The sequence below is a fragment of the Streptomyces sp. NPDC053427 genome, from assembly GCF_044544985.1.
Lineage (GTDB): Bacteria > Actinomycetota > Actinomycetes > Streptomycetales > Streptomycetaceae > Streptomyces.
On sequence record NZ_JBITYA010000006.1, the window covers coordinates 14,866 to 35,589 of the forward strand.

Consider the following 20,724-nt stretch of genomic DNA (forward strand, 5'->3'; position numbering starts at 1 on the left):
GCGTCGTGCCAGGTTCACGCAAGCCGGTGGTGCCGGGCTGGTTCGATCCGGACGCCGCGGAGTTCCGGCTGCTGGGGACGGAGTGCCGGGCCTGTGGTGCGGTGTTCTTCCCGCGCGAGGACGCCTTCTGCCGTAACCCCGGCTGCGCGGGCGGCGAGCTGGCGGAGGTTCCGCTGTCCCGCCGCGGCACGGTCTGGTCCTACACCGATGCCCGCTATCGTCCGCCCGCCCCGTACGTCAGCGATCCCGACGCCGAGTGGCAGCCGTACACGCTGGTCGCCGTGGAACTGGCGGCGGAGCGGATGGTGGTGCTCGGGCAGGCGGCGCCCGGCGTGACCGTCGCGGATCTCGAGGTCGGCGCCGAGGTCGAGCTGGTGCCGGGGGTCCTCGACGAGGATGCCGGGCACACCTGGACGACCTGGCACTGGAAGCCGGTCGCACCGGGCGGCGGGGAGGGCTCATGACCGACGACGTAGCGGTGCTCGGCGCGGGGATGCACCCCTGGGGCAAGTGGGGGCGCAGCTTCGTCGAGTACGGGACGAAGGCGGCGCGCGAGGCACTGGCGGACGCGGGGCTCGAATGGCGCGCCGTTCAGAGCGTGGTCGGGGCGGACACGGTGCGCGGCGGCTATCCGGGCTATGTGGCCGGGGCGACCTTCGCCCGGGCGCTGGGCTGGCAGGGCGCGCGGGTGACCAGCGTCTATGCGGCCTGCGCGTCCGGTGCGCAGGCCATCAGCACCGCGCGGGCGCAGATCCTGGCGGGCATGGCGGACGTGGCGCTGGTGGTGGGCGCCGATGCCGCGCCCAAGGGGTTCTTCGCCCCGGCGGGCGGCGAGCGCCCGGATGATCCGGACTGGCTGCGGTTCCGGGTGCTGGGCGCCACCAACCCGGCGTACTTCGGGCTGTATGCGCGCCGCAGAATGGCGCTGTACGGCGAGACCACGGACGACTTCGCCCGGGTGAAGGTGAAGAACGCGGCGGCGGGTGCCCTCAATCCCTACGCCCGCTACCGCAAGCGCGTCACCGCGCAGGAGGTCGCCGCGTCGGCCGTGGTCTGCGATCCGCTGCGGCTGCTGGACATCTGCGCCACCTCCGACGGCGCCGCGGCGCTGGTCCTGAGCAGCATGGACTTCGCCCGGCGGCACGGCGCCACGGACCCGGTCCGGATCCGGGCGGTCGCCACGGCCACCCCGCAGTATCCACGGACCGTCCTGGATCTGCCGGACATCGCCACCGACTCCGCGGCCGCCGTACCGGAGCCGGCGACCGGCTTCCGGGCGTCCCTCGCGCACCTTGCGTACGAGGAGGCGGGCCTGGGACCCGGGGACCTCTCGCTGGCGGAGGTCTACGACCTGTCCACCGCGCTGGAGCTGGAGTGGTACGAGGACCTGGGGCTGTGCGGGACCGGTGAGGCGGCGAAGCTGCTGCGGGACGGGGTGACGGAGCTCGGCGGCCGGCTGCCGGTGAACCCCAGCGGCGGGCTGGCCTCGTTCGGCGAGGCGGTGCCGGCCCAGGCGATCGCCCAGGTCTGCGAGCTGACCCGGCAGCTGCGGGGGCAGGCGGGCGAGCGTCAGGTCAGCGGTGCGCGGGTCGGGGTGACGGCCAATCAAGGCCTGTTCGGGCACGGGTCGGCGGTCGTCGCCGTGCGGTGAGGTGCCGGACGCGGGACGTCCCGCAGCGGCCCGGTCGAAGATCGCGTGTGGAGCGCCGAGCGGCCGCCCGTACGCTCCGAAAGGATGCGTGAACAGTGCGTGAACCGGGCGTCGTTCGGGGTCCGTGGGCGGCATGCTGGCGCGGTGCCTGCCTGGATGGACCAGCTTCGCTTCGCCTTTCAACCCGTCGTGAACCTTGCGACCGGCTCGGTCGCCGCGCTGGAGATACTCGCCCGCCCCGAGGACGGCGAGGGCGGCATCGACGTACTGGGCACCGCGCACCGCTGCCCCGACCTGGACGCCGAGCTGGCGGCGCTCGCCGTACGGGACGCGGCGCGCCAGGAGACGATGCTGCCGCTGCACGTGAACGTCTTCGCCGCGACGGTGGCCGAGCTGCCGTCGCTGACGTCCCTGGGCAAGGCCGTCCGGGACGTGGGACGCCGGACATGGGAGATCACGCTGGACATCGGCGGACCGTTCACCCATGTCCCGCACCGGTCGCTGCTGGAGGCGGTGGCGGGGCTGCGCGACGAGGGGTACCGGATCTGCGTGGACGGGGTCGGGGACGGCGATCTGCCGCTGCGGCTGCTCGGCGACCTGACGCCGGACCTGGTCAAGCTCGACCGGTCACTGTGCGCGGGCCTGGCGACCGACCGGGGCCGGCGGGCCGCGGTGGCCGCGATGCGGCAGCTGTGCGAGCAGGTGGGCGGGCTGCTGGCCATCGAAGGGGTGGAGACCGAGCGCCAGTACGCGGCGGCGCGGGCGGCGGGCGTGCAGCTGGCGCAGGGGCATCTGTTCGCGCCGCCCGCCCGGCGGGCGGCCGTCGATGTCTATCTGCCGGCCGAGCGTCCGGCCCAGGCGGCGCGCGGGTCGGCGCCGTACAGCCCGCCCTCGGGGCCGCCGGTCGCACAGTTCCTGCAGCCCGCGGCGCTGCTGCCGATGACCGCGTCCGCGGGGGCGGTGCGCAGTCATCTCACCGGGTTTCCGGGGGTGTCGGGGGTCCTGCTGGTGGACACCGACGGGGTGCCGGTGCGGGCGATCGACCGCGACCGGTTCCTGTTGTCGCTGTCCGGGCGGTACGGGCATGCGCTGTACGCGGACCGGCCGGCGCTGCGGCTGGCGGACCGGCCGCGGACGGTGGGCGCGGACGCCACCGCCTGGCAGGTGCTGGACCTGATCGCCGACGGGGAGCGCGACCGGACCGGCGACGATGTGGCGGTGGTGGACGAGCGCGGCCGGTGCATGGGGGTGGTGCATCTCGCCGACATCGTGCGGGCGCTGGCCGAGAGCCGGGTGGAGGAGGCCGCGCGGCTCAATCCGCTGACCCGGCTGCCCGGTTCGGATGCGGTCAACGGCGAGGTGGACCGGCGGATAGCCGAGGGCCGGGCGTTCGCGCTGAGCTGGCTGGATGTGGACGGTTTCAAGCAGATCAACGACGGTGCGGGGTTTGCGGCGGGCGATGAGCTGATCCGTTCCGTGGGGCGGACGCTGGCGGAGGTGGCGGCCCGCGAGCCGGGCGCCCGGGTGGGGCACATCGGCGGGGACGACTTCCTGGTGCTGGCCGGGCCCGAGGCGCTGGCGCCGTTCGCGGCGGCGGTGCTGGATGTGCCGTGGGCGGCGGGCGGGCGGGCGGTCACTTTGTCGCTGGCGACGGTGGACTGTCCGCCGGGCAGCGTCCGCGGTCATCGTGAGGCGGCGGCCGCGCTCGCGCCGCTGAAGAAGGCGGCAAAGGCGCTGCCGGGGGCGAGCTGGGTGGTCGGCCGGCCGGGCGCGCAGCGCATGGAGGTACGGCGGGGAAGCGCGGCGCAGGTGCCGCCGCCGACCGGTCCGACCTGTGCGGGCACGGCCGGTACGGAGGGCGTACGCAGCCGTCTGTGACGGCGTCACAGGGCACCGTCCGCCGCGGTCCGTTCCCTCGACATCTGCTCCTGTGCGCGACCTTGACGCTCCATCACCTCAGGTGAACACTTCCCGGTGCCTGCACGGAGGTCCGGGGGACCGCCCCGGGCGAGGGCCAAGGAGCCGCCATGTATTCCAATGGGGACATCGTCGTCGGTGAAGTGATCGGCACCGCGATCCTGATTCTGTTCGGCGCCGGGGTGTGCGCCGCCGTCACACTGCACTATTCGAAAGCAAGATCCGCCGGCTGGGTGGTGATCGCCTTCGGCTGGGGTCTGGGCGTACTCGCCGGGGCCTACACCGCCGCGCCGCTGTCCGGGGGACACCTCAACCCGGCGGTGACGCTCGGATCGGCGGTCGCGGGCGGCACCGCGTGGTCGAAGGTGCCGCTGTACATCCTGGCCCAGATCGTCGGCGCGCTGATCGGAGCCGTACTGGCCTGGGCGCTGTACTACGCGCAGTTCGCCGCCAACGCCGAACAGGACAAGGCGCAGCCGACGGTGGGGATCTTCTCGACCGGCCCGGAGATCCGCAATCCGGTCGCCAATCTCGTCACCGAGATCATCGCCACCATCGGCCTGGTGCTGCCCCTGCTGTTCTTCGGCGAGAACAAGGGCATCGGCATCGGCCAGGTCCCCGGCGCACAAGCGGGGGTCTACGGTTCCGGGATCAATGTGCTGCTGGTCGCGCTGCTCGTCGTCGGTATCGGCCTGTCGCTCGGCGGACCCACCGGCTACGCCATCAACCCGGCCCGCGACCTCGGCCCGCGGATCGCGCACACGCTGCTGCCGATCCCCAACAAGGGTTCCTCCGACTGGAGTTACGCCTGGATCCCGGTGGCCGGCCCGCTGATCGGCGCGGTGCTCTCCGGGCTGGTGTACAACGCGGCGTTCTGACGCCGACGGGCCCGCACACACTCAGACCCAGGACTTCAGGAGGCGTGACGGCATGACGGAGCACACCGAGAAGTACGTCGCCGCGATCGATCAGGGCACCACCTCGAGCCGCTGCATCATCTTCAATCACGACGGGGCGATCGTCGCCGTCGACCAGCGCGAGCACCGCCAGATCTTTCCGCAGCCGGGCTGGGTGGAGCACGACGCCACCGAGATCTGGTCGAAGGTGCAGGCAGTGGTGGCGGGCGCGCTGGCCAAGGCGGGGCTGCGCGCGGACCAACTGAGTGCGCTGGGGATCACCAACCAGCGGGAGACCACGGTCCTGTGGGACCGGGCCACCGGCAAGCCGGTGCACCACGCCCTCGTCTGGCAGGACACCCGTACCGCCCAGCTGTGCACCGAACTGGGCGGCGCGGACGGCCAGGACCGCTTCCGGGAGGCCACCGGGCTGCCGCTGGCGAGCTATTTCTCCGGGCCGAAGGCGGCCTGGCTGCTGGACGAGATACCGGGGCTGCGGGCCCGCGCCGAGCGCGGCGAGATCGCGTTCGGCACCATCGATTCCTGGCTGATCTGGAACCTGACCGGCGGTACCGAGGGCGGGGTGCACGTCACGGACGTGACCAACGCGGGCCGCACCATGCTCATGAACCTCTCCACCCTCCAATGGGACCCGGCGATCCTGTCGGCGATGCGGGTGCCGGAGGCGATGCTGCCCGAGATCCGGTCGTCGGCCGAGGTGTACGGGACGGCCGTCGGGCAGTTGCAGGGCGTGCCGGTGGCGTCCGCCCTGGGCGACCAGCAGGCGGCCGTCTTCGGGCAGACCTGCTACGGCGTCGGCGAGGCCAAGAACACCTACGGCACCGGCTCGTTCCTGCTGCTGAACACCGGCAACCGTCCGGTTCCGTCCAAGAGCGGGCTGCTGACGACCATGGGCTATCAGCTCGGCGGCGAGGCGCCGGTCTACTGCCTGGAGGGCTCCATCGCGATCACCGGCGCCCTGGTGCAGTGGCTGCGCGACCAGCTCGGCATCATCGCCTCGGCGGCCGAGATCGAGCCGCTGGCGGCGAGCGTCCCGGACAACGGCGGGGCATACATCGTTCCCGCGTTCTCGGGCCTGTTCGCGCCGTACTGGCGTTCCGACGCACGCGGGGTGATCACCGGGCTCACCGGCTTCGTCACCAAGGCGCATCTGGCGCGCGCCGTGCTGGAGGCGACCAGCTGGCAGACCCGCGAGGTCGTGGACGCCATGTACCAGGACTCGGGGGTGCGGATCACCGAGCTCAAGGTCGACGGCGGGATGACGGCCAACAATCTGCTGATGCAGCATCAGGCGGATGTGCTGGGCGTGCCGGTGATCCGCCCGGTGATCCCGGAGACGACGTGTCTGGGTGCGGCGTACGCGGCGGGGCTGGCGACCGGCGTCTGGCAGGACCTGGACCAGCTGAAGGCCCACTGGAAGCGCGACACGGAGTGGACGCCGCGGATGGACGGACAGGCCAGGGAGCGCGAGTACGGCAACTGGCGCAAGGCCGTGGAGCGCAGCTTCGGCTGGCTGGACGGGGCGTCATGACCGGGGACGGACAGGTCCGGCGCCCCGGGCCCGGCCGATAGGCCCCACGTCCCACGTTCCAGGCCCGACCGGTGGATCCGGCGTCCGACGCCCCCCGCCCGGCCGGCCGATCCCACGTCCCCGGTCGATCCGGCCGCGGGCGTACGCGTACGGCCCGTACCCCGGACGGCGGGGTACGGGCCGTATCCGCGCGTCCGGTCAGGGCAGCGCGGGCTCCCGCTGCTGGGCGGTGACCTTCATGGCGTGGCGGACGACCGCGATCAGCACATCCCGTGCGGAGTCCTTGCGCCGGGCGTCGCACAGCATCACCGGCACCTCGGGGTCCAGGTCCAGGGCCTCCCGGACGGCTTCCGCGGGGTAGTGCTCGGCGCCGTCGAAGCAGTTGACGGCGACCGTGAAGGGCAGGCCGCGCCGCTCGAAGTAGTCGATCGCGCCGAAGCAGTCCGCCAGGCGGCGGGTGTCGGTGAGCACCACCGCGCCGAGGGCGCCGCGCGCGAGCTCGTCCCACAGGAACCAGAAGCGGTCCTGGCCAGGGGTCCCGAAGAGATAGAGGACCAGTTCCTCGTTGAGGGTGATGCGGCCGAAATCCATCATGACGGTCGTGGTGGTCTTGCCCTCCACTCCGTCCAGGTCGTCGACCGGCCGGCCCGCCTCGGTCAGCCGCTCCTCGGTACGCAGCGGTTTGATCTCGCTGACGGCGCCCACCAGGGTGGTCTTGCCCACGCCGAAGCCGCCCGCGACCAGGATCTTGAGCGTCATCGGGTCGACTGCCGCGGGCCGGCGGCGCTCAGAACGCCCGAAGGCCATGGAATTCTTCTCCTGAATTGCCGTATGTGCAGGGGGAAAACGAGTTTTGCCCGGCCTGCCGGGAAGCGGTGCAGCCCACCGTTGGCAGCTACAAGGAAACGGTACAACGTGCCTCGCGCGGCGCCCACTTGAGGTCTCGCTCATCCGGAACGACCGCTTCCCAGAGGCCGCCAATGCGTCCAAAAGGGCGGCGGGAACGGTGCGTTGGGGAGGCGGTGCGGGTCCCTGGGGGGGCGGTGGGTCAGCTCTGGGCCAGCGCCGCGGGCCGGTCGAGCAGCCCCAGGAAGCACACGAAGCTGGATTCCACGAAGGCACACAGCTCGTCGTGGTCGCCGTCCTCCCCGGCGGGCCAGCTGAGGACGGCCTCCTCGGCGAAGGCCATCCAGGCGCGGGAGGCCAGATCCAGCCGGGGGGCGTCCGGCATGCCCAGCCGCCGCTGGCCGTCGCGGACCCGGCGGGCGAGCACCTCGCGGGTCTCGTCGAGGATGTCGGTCACCGCGGGGTGGCTGCCCGCGGCGCCCCGTACCAGCGCGAGATAGATCCGGCGGTGCGCCATGACGTACGCGACGAAGCCGGCGATGAAGGCGCGCATCCACGGGACGGGGGCCAGCGCGGGATCCGGTTCGGTGGCGGCCATGAAGCGGTCGCACTCGGCGCGGACCACGGCGCGGAAGAAGTCGCGTTTGGAGTCGAAGTAGTGGAAGAGCAGTCCGCGGGAGATGCCGGCCCGCCGGGCGACCTCGTCGGTGGACAGTTCGTCCAAGGAGCGGTCGGCGAGCATCTCCAGACCGATGCCGACCAGCTGTTCCCTGCGCTGGTCGGGGGTGAGGCGGGTGACCCGCTTGCCGGACATGCCCGCAGTGTACGGGGGCCGGCCGGGCCGGAACGCTCTCGGTGCGTACCGGCCCGGCGGCCCGTCAGGCGTGCTTGCCGAGGTGGTCGAGGATCTTGGGCGTGACCACGTCCGGGACCTCTTCGGGCAGCCAGTGGCTGGCGCCCTCCAGCGCCTCGAAGGTGTACGGGCCGTCGACCCACTCCCCCGTCGATTCGGCGGCGACGCGGCCCAGGGCGACGTCCTCGCTGCCCCACAGGAAGAGGGTGGGGACGGCGATCCGGCCGGCGGGCACGGAGATGACCGATGCGGGCGCCCGGTACCAGTTGAGGGTGGCGGTCAGCGCGCCCGGTTCGGCGAGCCGGCGGACGTTGGCGTCGACGAGTGCGGCCGGGACCTTGCCGCCGTATGCGGCGCGCAGCCGGCCGGCGTCGTCGGCGAGCAGGGCGGCCTCGGCGACCTGGCCCTCGGTCCGGAAGAAGCGGACGTAGTCCAGCCGGTGGTGCTGTTCGGGGTCCCCGGCGGCGGCCCGGTTGAGCGCCTCGGGGTGCGGGGTGGCCAGTACGGTCAGTGACTTCAGCCGCTCGGGGTGGGCGCCGGCCAGCGCCCAGGCGACCAGGCCGCCCCAGTCGTGCGAGACGAGGTGGAAGCGGCCCGCGCCCTGGGAGTCGGCGAAGGCGAGGGCGTCGGCGACCAGCTCGGGCACGGCGTAGTCGGCGACGGCCGGCGGCCGGGCGCCCGGGGAGTAGCCGCGCTGGTCGACGGCGACGGCGCGGTAGCCGGCGGCGCCCAGGGCGGGGAGCACGCCGCTCCAGGAGTCGGCGAACTCGGGCCAGCCGTGCAGCAGCAGGACGAGCTCGCCGTCGGCCGGGCCGGCGGCCAGGGCGTCGTAGGTGTGCGGGCCGACCTGGAGTTCCAGGCGCTCGAAGGGGGCCGGGGTGGTGGCCATGGCGGCGCTCTCCTCATATTGACAGCTGCTTAACAAGACCGTACCGCTGTGTTGAGTATTGCTCAACAAGGCTGGGAAGCCACCCCTCCGTTCGGCGGCGGCCCGGGAATGCGGCGCCCCGGGCCGACCGGAACCGGCCATTTCACGGTGGCGGCCCCGGCTCGGCCCGTACGTCCCGCTCAGCGATCCCCTCCGGTCCGCGGCGCGGCGGCGCCCGCACACGGCGGCCGCCGCCGCGGGCGCGAAAGCCCGGCGACGGCGGCGGTGGACGAGCGGCCGCGTCACAGCGCCCGCAGGCCGTCGATCACCTCGCGCAGCACCCTCTCGTCCGGAAGCTCGGCGGGCGGTACGGGCCGGCTGACCCGCACCAGCTCCGCCTCCAGCAGATCGCCGATGAGCACCCGCACCACGCCCACCGGCAGGTCGAGTTCGGCCGCCAGCTCGGCGACCGACAGCGGCGCCTGCCGGCACAGCTCGACGATCTCGACGTGCTCGGGCGACAGCAGCTGGTCGGTCACGGCATGTTCCGCGCGGCTCTCGGCGATCACCTGCGCGATCAGGTCCAGCCGCCCCTCCGCGGTCGTACGGGTGCGCCCACGGGTCATCGCGTACGGGCGGACGACCGGACCCGCTTCGTCGTCGAACCAGCGGGCCGCGCCCCGCTCCGGAACGGCGTGACCGTCCTGGTCACTCATGGCGTCACCGTCGTTGATCCGTCGTCGCTCAGGTGGCCGGACCCGACCTGGCCGCCGTGCCCAGGTGCGTACCGACGCGCTTGACCAGCAGCGTCATCTCGTAGGCGATCAGCCCCACGTCGGAGTCGGCGTCGGCCAGGACGGCCAGGCAGCTGCCGTCACCGGCCGCGCTGACGAACAGGAACGCATCGTCCAGCTCGACCAGGGTCTGCCGGACCCGGCCCGCGTCGAAGTGCCGGCCGACGCCCTTGGCCAGGCTGTGGAAGCCGGAGGCGACCGCGGCCAGATGCTCGCCGTCCTCGCGGGTCAGGTCCTTCGAGGCACCGGTCGCCAGGCCGTCGCTGGAGAGGATCAGTGCCTTGCGGATCGAGCCGACCCGCTCCACCAGCTCGTCCAGGAGCCAGTTCAGCTCCCCGGCCCCCTTCTCCGTGGCCGATGCGATGGACGCTGCTGCCTTCGATGCGGTCATGGACCGTCCCCTCCCGTTGTGGTTCCTGGTGCTGTGCTGTCACCGTCGTCGTCGCCGTCGCGGGCTGCTGCCTCGCGGCCGGTCCCGATGCGGTGGGCGTCTTCGTCGCGTGCCGGTTCGTCGCGTGCCGGTTCGTCGCCGTCAGGACGGTCCCCGGCCGTGCCGTCCTCGTTGTCGCGGCGGCCGCGCTGCCAGCCGCGCTGGAGCGAGGCCATCCGGGCCCGTACGGCGTCGGCGTCGCGGTCGTCCGCGGGCTCCTCGGCCCGGCGCTCCCCGGCCTGCCGGTCCGGGTCCGTCCTGAGCTGCGGCGCGAGGCTGGCCTGGCGCACCCGGCGGGGCAGCCCGCCCGGCGTCAGCGGGGCGGGGGCCTCGGGGGTGCCGCCCGCCGGCGGCTCCTCGGCGGGGTCGGGGCGCCGCGGTCCACGGCGCTCCGGTTCCGGCCCCTCGGCGGATGCCTGCGCATGCGCAGGCCCGCCGTCGACCGTCCTGCCGTGGTCGGAGACCAGGACCGGTGGCTTACGGCGGCGCGGCAGCGGGGCGGGGCCGCCGCCGGGCGCCTGGTCGCGGGTCTGCTGGTGCTGCTCGCCGGCCGGGACCGGCGCGATGCCCGGCGGTGCGGCCGGAGAGGGGGTGGGTCCGGTCGGCCGGGCGGCCGGACCGCGCCGGTCGTGGCCGCCTTCCCGGGCCCGTCCCCGGCCGCTCTCCCGGCCTCGGAAGACGCTGTCCTCGTCGTCCAGGGGACCCAGGTCGCCCAGGGCGAGCGGCGCCTCGAGTTCGACCGGGCCGTCGATGACGCGCGGGGTGCGGCGCTGCGGTAGCGCCGCCGGCCCCTGCGAGAGCGCGGCCAGCTTGCCCGCGGCGTGCTCCAGTTCATTGCCGCCGCGGCCGTCCACCGGGTCCAGGGCATGCGCTCCGGTGTCCTCGCGGCCGCCCTCGGAGGTCTCGGTCAGGATCGCGCCGGGGATGAAGACCACGGCGGTGGTGCCGCCGTACGGCGAGGTCTGCAGGGAGACCCGTACGCCCTGCCGTTGGGCGAGCCGGCTGACCACGAACAGGCCCAGCCGGTCGGTGTCGGACAGCTCGAACTCCGGGGTCTCGGCGAGCCGGAGGTTGGCGTCCAGCAGCAGGTCGGGGGCCATGCCCAGGCCGCGGTCGTGGATCTCGAGGGTGAACCCGTTGGTGACCCGCTCGCCCAGGACCTGGACGGCGGTGTGCGGCGGCGAGAAGACGGTGGCGTTCTCGAGGAGTTCGGCGATCAGGTGGGTGAGGTCGGAGACGGCCGGGCCGTCCACCGCCAGCCGCGGGAGCCGCCGCACCTCGATCCGCTCGTAGTCCTCCACCTCGGCGACCGCCGCGCGCACCACGTCCATCAGCTGGATCGGCTTGCGCCACTGCCGGGAGGGAGCCGCACCGGAGAGGATGACCAGCCCCTCGGCGTGCCGCCGCATACGGGTGGTGAGGTGGTCGAGGCGGAAGAGGTCGGCGAGTTCGTCGGTGTCCTCGGTGCGCCGCTCCATGGCGTCCAGGAGGGTCAGCTGCCGGTGGAGCAGCACCTGGCTGCGGCGGGCGAGGTTGACGAACACCTCGGAGACGCCGCGGCGCATGTCCGCCTGCTTGACGGCGGCCTCGACGGCGGCCCGCTGGAGGGTGTTGAGCGCCTGGCCGACCTGGCCGGTCTCGTCCTGGCCGAATTCGAGCCGGGGCGCCTCGGTCTCCACATCGACCTGTTCGCCCGCCGCGAGCCGGCGCATCACGCTGGGCAGGCGTACACCGGAGACCTCGTGCGCGGCCTTGCGCAGCCGGGTCAGGTCCTTGACGTGCCTACGGCCGATCCGGAACGAGACGATGACGGAGACCAGCAGCGCGGCGAAGCCGAGGACACCGGCGATGACGACCTTGAGGACGACTCTGGTGGCGTACGGCTCGACCCGCTTCTGGTAGCGGTCGCCGGCCTCCTTGCCCATCCGGGTGAGGTCGTCGAGCACCTTGTCCGCGGAGGTGTTCCAGCGCTCGGCGTTGACGACGTGCGGGGCGGCCCCGGCGCCGGCCGCGATCGCCCGGTTCTCGTAGGAGGTCACCTCGCGCGCCGTGGCCGAGCGCCAGTAGTCCTCGAAGATGCCGCGGTCCCTCGCGGGCAGCAGGGTGAGGCTGGTGCCGTACAGGACCCGGCGTTCGGCGACCCGGTCGGCGAGCATCCGCAGATCGCGCCGGGTCATGCTGCCCGAGGCGAGCGCCGCGGACATCAGCGCGTCCTCGCGGGAGAAGGCCTCGCGGGCGCGGGTGACCTGCACCAGCGCGCGGGCCTGCTTGTCCATCTCCGTGCTCTGGAGGGAGTTGAGGGAGGCGAGGAAGTCGTAGTTGGGGTCGACCATGGAGTTGTACGCCTCCAGGGTCTCGTCGCGGCTGACGGTGTTGTCCTCGACCTGTTTGCGCAGTTCGGGAAGGCCGGCCAGGACCTCGACGACGGATTTCGCCTGGTAGGCGACCCCGTCGTGCAATTCGTCGAGCACATCGGGGTCCTCGGCGTTGCCGCGCAGCCGGGCGATGGCCTCGTCGGTGGCCCGGCTCTGCCGCCGCAGCTGGGTGAGCGCATCGGCGCCACGCCGGTCCGCGAGATACAGCAGGCTCTGGCGGCGCTCGCGCTGGAGGGCCTGGACGACTTCCTCGGCCGGATAGCCGACCTTCTGCATGACGTTGGCGACATCGAGCAGCTGGTCGGCCTCGCGCCCGGTGATGTACGTCGCGAACGTCCACATGGCCGTCAGGGACACCAGCGGTACGAGCAGCAACGCCACGATCTTCCGGCGGATCGACTTTCCGCGAAAGCGCATGGCCTCCCCTACGTCAACCCCGGCGCACGGGGGTGGTGTTCCGTCAACAAACGGCGTGAGCCTACTACTGCCGGGGGACCAACTCGAAGGCCTGCCTTGACGTTGAGGAATGGGGGCGCGGCGGGATCGTCATGAGTTGTCCGTCGATACCCGGACAACACGCCCGCGATCGGGTGCCTCGGACGCCGTACGCGCGTCCGGCGGGCGGACCCGACGACTGGCCGGATTTCTCCCACCCCGGGGAACGCCGCGCCGGGACGGTGCGTGACGATAAGGGGGACGGGGAGCGGCACCAGGTGCGTGCATCCGGCAGAATCCGGGCAGCCACCGAGGAGTCGGACGGGCGGGGAGAGTGCGGGGAGTGTGACGCTTTCATGGACACCGGCAGGCGCCCCTTGTGGCAGGAGGAGCCGGCGCCCCGGCGCCGGATGGCGGATCCGGTGCGTACGGCCGCGGTGCGCGCCGTCATCATCGTCGCGATCACGCTGATTCAGGCCATGGTGGCTTTCCTGAGCACGCTGGCGGGCTCCTGGCTCGCTTTCCCCGCGGTGCTCAGCACGGTCGCCAGCACCGTGGTCGCGACGTGGGGGGTGCTCGATGTGTGGGTGACCCGGCAGGTATGGGTGCAGCGCCATGGCGTGCAGTCCCAGCCGAGCAGCACCGCACGGGAGTTGCGCCGCGAGCGGCGGCGGGCGCGGCGGGCGGCGGCGCGGGAGACACGGGACGAGCCGTCCCGGATCGACCGCGCGGCCGCCTGAGCGTGCCGGGCGTTACGCCACCGCCTCTTCCCGTACGGCGGGCCGGACATGGATCATCCCGTCCACGACGCTGACCTCGTGGGTCCGCACGGGACGGCGGGCGGGCAGGCAGGTCGGTGCTCCGGTGCGCAGGTCGAACAGCGCCGCATGCAGCGGGCATTCGACGAAGCAGCCCTCGACCCAGCCCTCGGAGAGCGAGGCGTCCTGATGGCTGCAGGTGTCGTCGACGGCGTAGAAACCGCCCTCGGCGTGGAAGACGGCGATCGCCGGCGTGGTGTCGTCGATCTCGATCCTTACGGACTCACCCTCGGGCAGGTCCTCGATGCGGCAGACGGCAATCATCTGGCCCCCCTCGCGCTGATCGGTATCATGGCGTTTTGAATAACGCATCGCAGAGCGTGATGCGCAACAGAATCCAAGTCGAGGGGCGGGCCGTCAAGGGCTTTCCGGAGATCCGGACGAGCGCCCTGGGAGGCACCCCGCGGCGGCCAACGGGCGGTGACGCAAAGACCCATGTCAAACACGTCGAACACGTCGAACATGCCGAACGCGGCGGGTACGCCGGATGCCTCGGACGGGGCGGCGGAACGGACCGAGGAACGGCGCGGCGGGGCCGGCTCCGTCCAGTCCGTCGACCGCGCGGTGAGCGTGCTGGAGATCCTCGCCCGGCTGGGCGAGGCCGGGGTGACCGAGCTCTCCGAGGAGCTGGGCGTCCACAAGTCGACCGCGTTCCGGATCCTCGGGGTGCTGGAGAACCGCGGGCTGGTGGGCCAGGAGAAGGAGCGCGGGAAGTACTTCCTGGGCGCCGGGGTGCTGCGGCTGGCGGGCGCGGCGGCGATCCGGCTGGACATCTCCCAGGAGGGCCAGCCGGTGTGCCGGGCGCTCGCCGACGACACCGGGGAGACCGCCAACATCGCGGTGCTGGACGGCGATGCGGCGGTCAACATCATGCAGGCCAGGGGCGCCGCGGCGGTGACCGCGTACAACTGGCTGGGCCGGCGCACCCCGCTGCACGCCACCGCCAGCGGCAAGGTGCTGCTGGCCCATCTGCCCCCGGAGCGCCGGGAGGCCCTGGTGACCCGCAAACTGGCCCGGTTCACCGAGAACACCCTGACCACACCGGCCGGACTGCGCGAACAGCTGACGGCCGCGCTCGAGGACGGATTCGCCCGTTCCACCGAGGAGCTGGAGATCGGGCTGAACGCGGTGGCGGCGCCGGTGCGGGCGCACGACGGCGCGGTGATCGGGGCGATCGGCGTCTCGGGACCGGCGTACCGGATGGAGCGCGCCCTGCTCCCGGAGCTCGCGGAGCGGTCCGCGAAGGCCGCCGCCGACCTCTCCCGCCGGATGGGCTACGCGGGCTGACCGGCGGCCCCGGCCGGGCCTCCCGCAGGCGGGCACCAGCACGCATCGGGCGGCCGTCGGGCAGCGGAAAATCGCCCCTTGACGGATCCCTGACGGGCTTCCAGCATGTCTCCCATGGCGCAACCCAGAGCGCCATAAGCAACTTTGGGCCGACGCCGCCGCGCTGCCGGGTCGTCGTCCGGGCGTTGTTGAGGAGTGAGACATGCCGTACGAAGTCCGCGCCGCCGTCGCCGTCAAGAAGGGTGCACCCGCCGAGGTGCAGACGATCCTGGTGCCGGATCCCGGCCCGGGGGAAGTACTGGTCGCCGTCCAGGCCTGCGGCGTCTGCCATACCGATCTGCACTACCGCGAGGGCGCGATCGGCGACGACTTCCCCTACCTGCTCGGCCACGAAGCGGCCGGTCTCGTCGAGGCGGTCGGCCCCGGCGTCACGGACCTGGCTCCCGGCGACTACGTGGTGCTCGCCTGGCGGGCGCCCTGCGGCCAGTGCCGGTCCTGCCGCCGCGGCCGCCCCTGGTACTGCTTCGACTCCCGTAACGCCACCCGGCCGATGACCCTCCTGGACGGCACCCCGCTGTCCGCGGCCCTCGGCATCGGCGCGTTCGCCGAGAAGACGCTGGTCGCGGCTGGCCAGGCGGTGAAGGTCGACCCCGCGGCGCGCCCGGAGGCCGCCGGGCTCATCGGCTGCGGAGTGATGGCGGGCTACGGCGCCGCCGTCCATACCGGGGCCGTCGGCAGCGGCGACACCGTCGCGGTCATCGGCTGCGGCGGCGTCGGCAACGCCGCCATCGCCGGGGCCTCACGGGCCGGCGCGCGGCGCGTCATCGCCATCGACCTCGACGACGGCAAGCTGGACGCCGCCGAGCGGTTCGGTGCCACCGACACCGTCAACTCCCGCGGCACGGACCCGGTCGAGGCGGTCCGCGGGCTCACCGGCGGCCACGGCGCCGATGTCGTCATCGACGCCGTCGGCCGCCCCGAGACGTACACCCAGGCCTTCTATATGCGCGACCTCGCCGGAACCCTGGTCCAAGTCGGCGTCCCCGACCCGGAGATGAGGATCGAACTGCCGCTCATCGACCTCTTCTCCCGCGGCGGCGCCCTGAAGTCCTCCTGGTACGGCGACTGCCTGCCCAGCCGCGACTTCCCGGTCCTGATCGATCTCTACCTGAGCGGCAAACTCCACCTGGACCGGTTCGTCACCGAAACCATCGGGCTCGACGACCTCGAAGCGGCCTTCACCAAGATGCGGCGCGGTGAGGTCCTGCGGTCGGTCGTCACCCTCTGCCCCCCGTCAGTCCGCGGCGCCGCCCGGCGCGTCCTCCTGCCCCGTCTCCTGCTGGGCGGGCACCTGCGGCGCCTCGTCCGGGCGGCGGTACATCCGCGTCGCCGTGATCTGGCCGTGCACCGCCTCCCCGCCCGGGTCCTGCTGCGGCAGGCCCGGCCGCAGATGCTCCTCGACGCTGATGTACTTCAGCCCGGCGCGCAGGTCCGCGTCGTTCCGCAGCCGGATGACCAGCGGGAACTCCGCGAGCGCGGTGGTGTCGAAAAGACCGGTCGTATAAAGCAGCTGGACGCCCAGCGCATCGGCGACGGCGCGCTGGAGCTCCAGCAGATACGTGGCGTTGGCCCGGCCGATGGGGTTGTCGAGGAACAGCGTGCCGGCGTGCCGCTGCTTGTCGCGGCCCCGGTCGTTGCTGCGCAGCGCCGCCATCGTGCAGTACAGGGCGATGGCGGCGGTCAGCAGCTGGCCACCGGAGAAGACATCGCCCATCTGCCCGACGGGCACCCGCTCGGCGCGCAGCACCGCGTCCGGCTTGAGGATCTCCACCGCCACGCCGCGCGGCAGCAGCGCCGCGCCGACCCCGCGCAGCAGCAGGGACATCCCGTCCCGCCGCAGATCGCTGTTCTTCTTCACCGCCGAACGCGTCGCCTCGTCGATGACCTCGCCCAGCCGCTCGGTGAGCGTGGCCTGATCGGGGTCCTCGAAACGGATCCGCAGGAACTCCTGGCCCGACCACTCCCCCAGCCCCTCGGGCAGCCGGGACAGCCGCTGCGCGGAACGCAGCGTCGTCAGCGACGACTCCACCAGGCCGCGCAGCCGGTCGACGATGGAATCGCGGTTGCGCTCCAGCTGCGCCAGCTCGTCGGTGAGCACCCGCAGCCGGGGCGCGAAGGCCTCCGCCCACTTCGTCGCATGGTCGGGCAGGGCCGCTGCGGGCAGTTCGCGGATCTGCTGCCGGGCGGGGGTGCGGACCTGCTCGTAGCGGGTGGAGTTGGCGTGCCGTACCAGAATGTCGGAGGCCTCGCGGACCGCGCCATCGGCGGCCGAGAGATCGGCGGCGCAGCCGCGCAGCGAACGCCGGGACTCGGCCGCGGCCTGCCGGGCCTCCGCCAGCCGCCCGGCGTACGGCTCGATCTCGCCGTTCGCCGCGTCCGCGGCGCCCTCGGCGTTCTGGTGGTCCCGGAGCAGATCGCGCAGCAGGGCGGCGGTCTCGTCGAAGCCGCCGGCCGCGTCCTCGGCGGCGCGATGGCCGCGCAGCAGCTCCTCGTGCCGCGCCCGGGCGGCCTCCAACGCCTCGGCGGCGGTGGCCAGTTCGGCGTTGGCGGTGCGCAGCAGCTCCTTGGCCCGGTCGGCGTCGCCGGGAACCAGCTCGTCGGGAAGCTCGGTGTGCGCCTCCCCGTCACCGGGCGCCAGCCGCTCCGCCTCGCCGCGCAGCCGGCCGAGCTGCTCGCTGGCGGCCGAGGCGCGGGTCTCCAGCATCTGGACGAGCGATTCGGCGCGCGCCGCGGCGGCCTGCCGGGACGGGCCGTCGGCGGCGTCCGGGCTCTGCAGGAGCGCCTCGGCCCGGGTACGGACCTTGTTGGTGAGGCGGTTCAGCTCGGCCAGGGCCGCGGACTCGTCACCCTCGGCGCGGGCCTGTTCGGCGCGCAGATCGGCGCCGACGCCGACCTTTTCGTAGAGCTGCGAGGCGGCGCGGTAGGCCTCGCGCAGCGCGGGCAGGGAGGTGTTCGCGCCTTCGGGGGCGTCGCCGATGTCGTCCGGTACGCCGGCGATCTCGGCCCGCTCGGCGCGCAGCGCGCGGGCCGTGCGGCGGGCGTCGTCGGCGGCGCGCTGGGCGGCCCGGCGGTCCTCGTCGGCGGCCCGCGCACGGTCCACGCACTCCTCGGCGCGGGCCTCGAACTCGGCCGCCTCATCGGCCAGCTCACGCAGCCGGGACTGCCACGTGGCACGCTCGCGCAGCCGGTGGGCGAGCCCGGCCAGCAGGTCGGCGGCGCGGCGGGCGCGCTGCGCGGCCTCCTGCCGCTCCTCGCGCACCCCGGTGGCCTCGGCGGCGACCTCGTCCGCCTCCCCACGGACCGTGCGGGCCTCGGCCAGCTCGGCCGCCGCCTCATCGGCGGCCGTACGGGTCCCCGCCGCCGCGGCGGCCAGCTCGGCGAGCCGGCCCTCCGGGCAGCCCGTACGCCACGACGCGAGCCGTGCGGCCAGCGCACGGTCCCCGGCGAGCCGGGCGGCGAGCCGGCGGATCTCCTCGTCGCGCTCGGCGGCGCGGCTGCGCAGCGCCTGCCGCTCCTCGTCCGCCGCCGATTCGTCGTGCATCGCGGGGTTCGGCGGGACGAGGAAGACGCCGGAATCCTGGGCATCGGCGGCCGGAGTGGGCGCGAGCAGGGCGGCGGCCGTGCCGACGGCGACCGCGGAGCGGGGCAGCAACGCGGCCTGGGAGAGCACCTCGCGGGCCCGCGCATGGGTGTCGGGATCGGTGATGATCACGCCGTCGACCAGCTCGGGGCGGGCGGCGAGCACCCGGGCGTGGTCGGCCGGGTCGACGGACTGGGCGAGATAGCGCCAGCCGGGCAGCGCCGGGACGCCGTGCTCGCCCAAGTACTCCACGGCCGCCAGCACATCGGGTCCCGGCGGCAGCAGCCCGCCGTCGCCCAGCGCGCCCAGGATCCGGGAATCGTCGGCGGCGGCCGTCCGCAGGTCGAACAGCTGCCGCTCGGCCGCGGCCACGCCCTCGTCGAGCAGCTCACGCAGCGCCTCGGCACTGCGGTCCAGATCCTCGGCGGTCAGCGGCCCGGCGGGATCGCTGCCGTCCGTACCGGCGTCGGCCGTACGGGGGCCGGGCAGCGCAACAGGCGGCGCCTCGGGAAGTCCGAGGAGGTCGGCGAGCCGCCGCTCGGACCCGATCGACCCGGCGGCGCGGCGCTCGGCGTCGTACGCCCGCTCCGCGGCCTGCGCGGCGTCCTCGGCGCGGGCCGCCGCCAGCTCCGCGGCGGAGTGCCGGGCCGCGGCCTCCCGGGCCCGGTCGGTGGCCTGCCGGGCGGTCTCGCGGGCCGCCTCCCAGGCCGCCACCTCGGTCTTCTCCGCGTCGGAGGCGGCGAGCGCGGCGCGCGCCGGGTCGGCGTCCGGGGCGGAGTCGTCCAGCCAGCCGGCCCGAACGGCCTCGGCGGTCTCCTGGGCGACCTCGGCAAGACGCTGCTTGAGGTGATCCGCCTCGCTGCGGGCCCGCTGGGCGTGGGTGGCGGCGGCGGTGGCGTCGCGGTGCGCCGATTCGCCGGCCTCCTGGAGAGCGGCGGATCGTTCCTCTTCCTCGTTGGCGATCCCCTCGCCCGCCTCGGCGGCGGAGTGCAGGGCGCGCACGAGGTCGGTGGCGGCGGTGGCCCGGGCGGCGAGCGCCGGGGCGGCGTCCCGCTCGGCCTCCCGGATGGCGGCGGCGACCCGCGCGGAGCGATCGGCGGCGGCGCGGTGCCGCAGCGCGATCTCGGCGGCCTGCCAGGCGCTGTGCAGCGTACGGGCGTCGTTCAGCTCACGGCGCTGCGCGGCGGCGCCCTTCTCGGCCGCGGCCAGCGCCAACGAGGCGTGGCGGTAGGCGAGTTCGGCGGAGACCAGGGCGCGGCGCTCGCGGCTGCCCTCGGCGTCGGTGACGCGGTGCGCCGCGGCGGCCAGCTGTTCGGCGAGCTCGGCGGCCCGGCCGCGCTCCACCGTGCCGCGCGCGTGCAGCCGCTGGGCCAGGCCCCGGGTGCGGCGCTCGGCCCCGGCGTGCACCTCGCGGGCGCGCTCGCGCTGCTCGGCGGACTCGGCGATCCGCGACAGCAGATCCAGCGACCCGGCGGTGAAGTCCCGCTCGGCGGTCAGCTCGGCGCGCCGGCCGAGCTTGTGGGCGAAGCCGTGCACCAGGTCGGCGAGACCGTCGGTGTCGCGGGTGTCGGTGACGGCCCGCAGCAGCAGATCGGTGAAGTCGGAGTCGTTCTTGACGGCGAACAGCCCGGCCGCCTCGCCCTCGTCGGCGTTCATCTCCCGCTGGTAGCGGAACAGCTCCGGGTCCAGCCCGAGCACGCCGAGGTGCTCGTTCCACCGTTCGTGGATCTCCTCCCACACCACGTCCAGATTCGGGTAGTTCTTCCCGGCCTCGGTGAGGACGTCGCGGAAGCCCTTCATCGTGCGGCGCCGGCCCTGGGCCCCGGAGGCGCCCTCGCCGTTCTCCTGGCGGGGGCGGACGATGGTGGCCTCGGCCACCGGGAGGGAGTCCAGACTCATCCCCGGGCCCGGCCGGAAGCTGTACCAGGCCTCGGCGAACTTCCGGGGGTCGTTGGAGACCTGGCGGCCGCGCCATTCGCTGACCTTGCCGACGACGATGCTCTCGCCGGTCAGGACGTGCTGCCACTCCAGGGCGACATGCCCGCAGTCGTCGGCGAGCAGGAACTTGCGCAGCACGCCGGAGCTGGCGCCGCCCAGGGTGTTGCGGTGGCCGGGCAGCATCACCGAGAAGATCAGCTTGAGCAGGACGGACTTGCCGCCGCCGTTCTCCAGGAAGAGCACGCCGGCCGGGGCCGGGCGGCGCGGCGGGCCGACCGGCTCGTCCTCGAAGAAGTCCGCCTGGGCCGGGGCCGGTCGGGGCACGGGCGCGCCGACTCCGCGCAGGTCCAGCACGGTGTCGGCATAGCGCGCACCGGCGGGCCCGATGGAGTAGAGGCGGACCCGGGACAGCTCGTACATGGCG

The 20,724-nt window shown here is 73.7% G+C and carries 15 protein-coding genes and 1 pseudogene; 8 read left to right on the top strand and 8 right to left on the bottom strand.

Features of this window, described 5'->3' with window-relative positions; translation table 11 throughout:
- The first annotated feature begins 5 nt into the window (after nucleotides 1-5).
- The 5 genes from ACIGWZ_RS17475 to glpK all read left to right on the top strand — a co-directional run bounded on the left by ACIGWZ_RS17475 (nucleotide 6) and on the right by glpK (nucleotide 6,016).
- Nucleotides 6-464, top strand: coding sequence for a Zn-ribbon domain-containing OB-fold protein (locus tag ACIGWZ_RS17475; RefSeq protein ID WP_400065455.1), 459 nt, complete (start codon nucleotides 6-8; stop codon nucleotides 462-464).
- Nucleotides 461-1,651, top strand: a complete 1,191-nt coding sequence (locus ACIGWZ_RS17480) for a lipid-transfer protein (protein ID WP_400065457.1) — start codon at nucleotides 461-463, stop codon at nucleotides 1,649-1,651. Before ACIGWZ_RS17475 ends, ACIGWZ_RS17480 begins: the two co-directional genes overlap by 4 nt.
- A 156-nt stretch (nucleotides 1,652-1,807) precedes the next feature.
- A complete protein-coding gene (locus ACIGWZ_RS17485; protein WP_400066436.1) occupies nucleotides 1,808-3,529 on the top strand; it encodes an EAL domain-containing protein in 1,722 nt (573 codons plus the stop codon).
- A 149-nt stretch (nucleotides 3,530-3,678) separates the two neighbouring features.
- Nucleotides 3,679-4,446: an MIP/aquaporin family protein gene (locus ACIGWZ_RS17490; protein WP_400065459.1), complete on the top strand. Its 768-nt coding sequence runs from the start codon at nucleotides 3,679-3,681 to the stop codon at nucleotides 4,444-4,446.
- A gap of 52 nt (nucleotides 4,447-4,498) precedes the next feature.
- Nucleotides 4,499-6,016: a glycerol kinase GlpK gene (glpK, locus tag ACIGWZ_RS17495; protein WP_400065461.1), complete on the top strand. Its 1,518-nt coding sequence runs from the start codon at nucleotides 4,499-4,501 to the stop codon at nucleotides 6,014-6,016.
- A 198-nt stretch (nucleotides 6,017-6,214) separates the two neighbouring features.
- Here glpK and ACIGWZ_RS17500 read toward each other — a convergent pair whose 3' ends face one another.
- The 6 genes from ACIGWZ_RS17500 to ACIGWZ_RS17525 form a co-directional block, all read right to left on the bottom strand.
- Complete coding sequence (locus ACIGWZ_RS17500) at nucleotides 6,215-6,823, bottom strand: GTP-binding protein (protein ID WP_400065463.1); 609 nt, start codon at nucleotides 6,821-6,823, stop codon at nucleotides 6,215-6,217.
- A 241-nt stretch (nucleotides 6,824-7,064) separates the two neighbouring features.
- Nucleotides 7,065-7,676 (bottom strand): TetR/AcrR family transcriptional regulator, encoded by a 612-nt coding sequence (locus ACIGWZ_RS17505; protein WP_400065465.1) that lies wholly within the window; start codon nucleotides 7,674-7,676, stop codon nucleotides 7,065-7,067.
- 64 nt (nucleotides 7,677-7,740) lie between these two features.
- Nucleotides 7,741-8,604, bottom strand: coding sequence for an alpha/beta fold hydrolase (locus ACIGWZ_RS17510; protein WP_400065467.1), 864 nt, complete (start codon nucleotides 8,602-8,604; stop codon nucleotides 7,741-7,743).
- A 281-nt stretch (nucleotides 8,605-8,885) separates the two neighbouring features.
- A complete protein-coding gene (locus tag ACIGWZ_RS17515) occupies nucleotides 8,886-9,299 on the bottom strand; it encodes a DUF742 domain-containing protein (protein ID WP_400065469.1) in 414 nt (137 codons plus the stop codon).
- A gap of 28 nt (nucleotides 9,300-9,327) precedes the next feature.
- Nucleotides 9,328-9,768 (bottom strand): roadblock/LC7 domain-containing protein, encoded by a 441-nt coding sequence (locus ACIGWZ_RS17520; protein WP_400065471.1) that lies wholly within the window; start codon nucleotides 9,766-9,768, stop codon nucleotides 9,328-9,330.
- Nucleotides 9,765-12,599 (bottom strand): nitrate- and nitrite sensing domain-containing protein, encoded by a 2,835-nt coding sequence (locus ACIGWZ_RS17525; RefSeq protein ID WP_400065473.1) that lies wholly within the window; start codon nucleotides 12,597-12,599, stop codon nucleotides 9,765-9,767. The genes ACIGWZ_RS17520 and ACIGWZ_RS17525 overlap by 4 nt, the downstream gene beginning before the upstream one ends.
- A 374-nt stretch (nucleotides 12,600-12,973) precedes the next feature.
- Between ACIGWZ_RS17525 and ACIGWZ_RS17530 the strand changes: the two genes are divergently transcribed.
- Nucleotides 12,974-13,357 carry a hypothetical protein gene (locus tag ACIGWZ_RS17530; protein ID WP_400065475.1) on the top strand — a complete coding sequence of 128 codons (384 nt, stop codon included), beginning with the start codon at nucleotides 12,974-12,976 and terminating at the stop codon, nucleotides 13,355-13,357.
- A gap of 12 nt (nucleotides 13,358-13,369) precedes the next feature.
- Here the strand turns inward: ACIGWZ_RS17530 and ACIGWZ_RS17535 are convergent, their stop codons facing one another.
- Complete coding sequence (locus ACIGWZ_RS17535; RefSeq protein WP_400065477.1) at nucleotides 13,370-13,699, bottom strand: bifunctional 3-phenylpropionate/cinnamic acid dioxygenase ferredoxin subunit; 330 nt, start codon at nucleotides 13,697-13,699, stop codon at nucleotides 13,370-13,372.
- 198 nt (nucleotides 13,700-13,897) lie between these two features.
- Between ACIGWZ_RS17535 and ACIGWZ_RS17540 the strand changes: the two genes are divergently transcribed.
- Together ACIGWZ_RS17540 and ACIGWZ_RS17545 are read left to right on the top strand one after the other, a co-directional pair.
- Nucleotides 13,898-14,722, top strand: a complete 825-nt coding sequence (locus tag ACIGWZ_RS17540; protein ID WP_400066438.1) for an IclR family transcriptional regulator — start codon at nucleotides 13,898-13,900, stop codon at nucleotides 14,720-14,722.
- Between the two features lie 202 nt (nucleotides 14,723-14,924).
- Nucleotides 14,925-16,007, top strand: a pseudogene (locus ACIGWZ_RS17545) (S-(hydroxymethyl)mycothiol dehydrogenase); the annotation flags it as partial.
- Nucleotides 16,008-16,016: 9 nt separating this feature from the next.
- Here the strand turns inward: ACIGWZ_RS17545 and ACIGWZ_RS17550 are convergent.
- Nucleotides 16,017-20,720 carry a hypothetical protein gene (locus ACIGWZ_RS17550; protein ID WP_400065479.1) on the bottom strand — a complete coding sequence of 1,568 codons (4,704 nt, stop codon included), beginning with the start codon at nucleotides 20,718-20,720 and terminating at the stop codon, nucleotides 16,017-16,019.
- Between the last annotated feature and the right edge of the window lie 4 nt (nucleotides 20,721-20,724).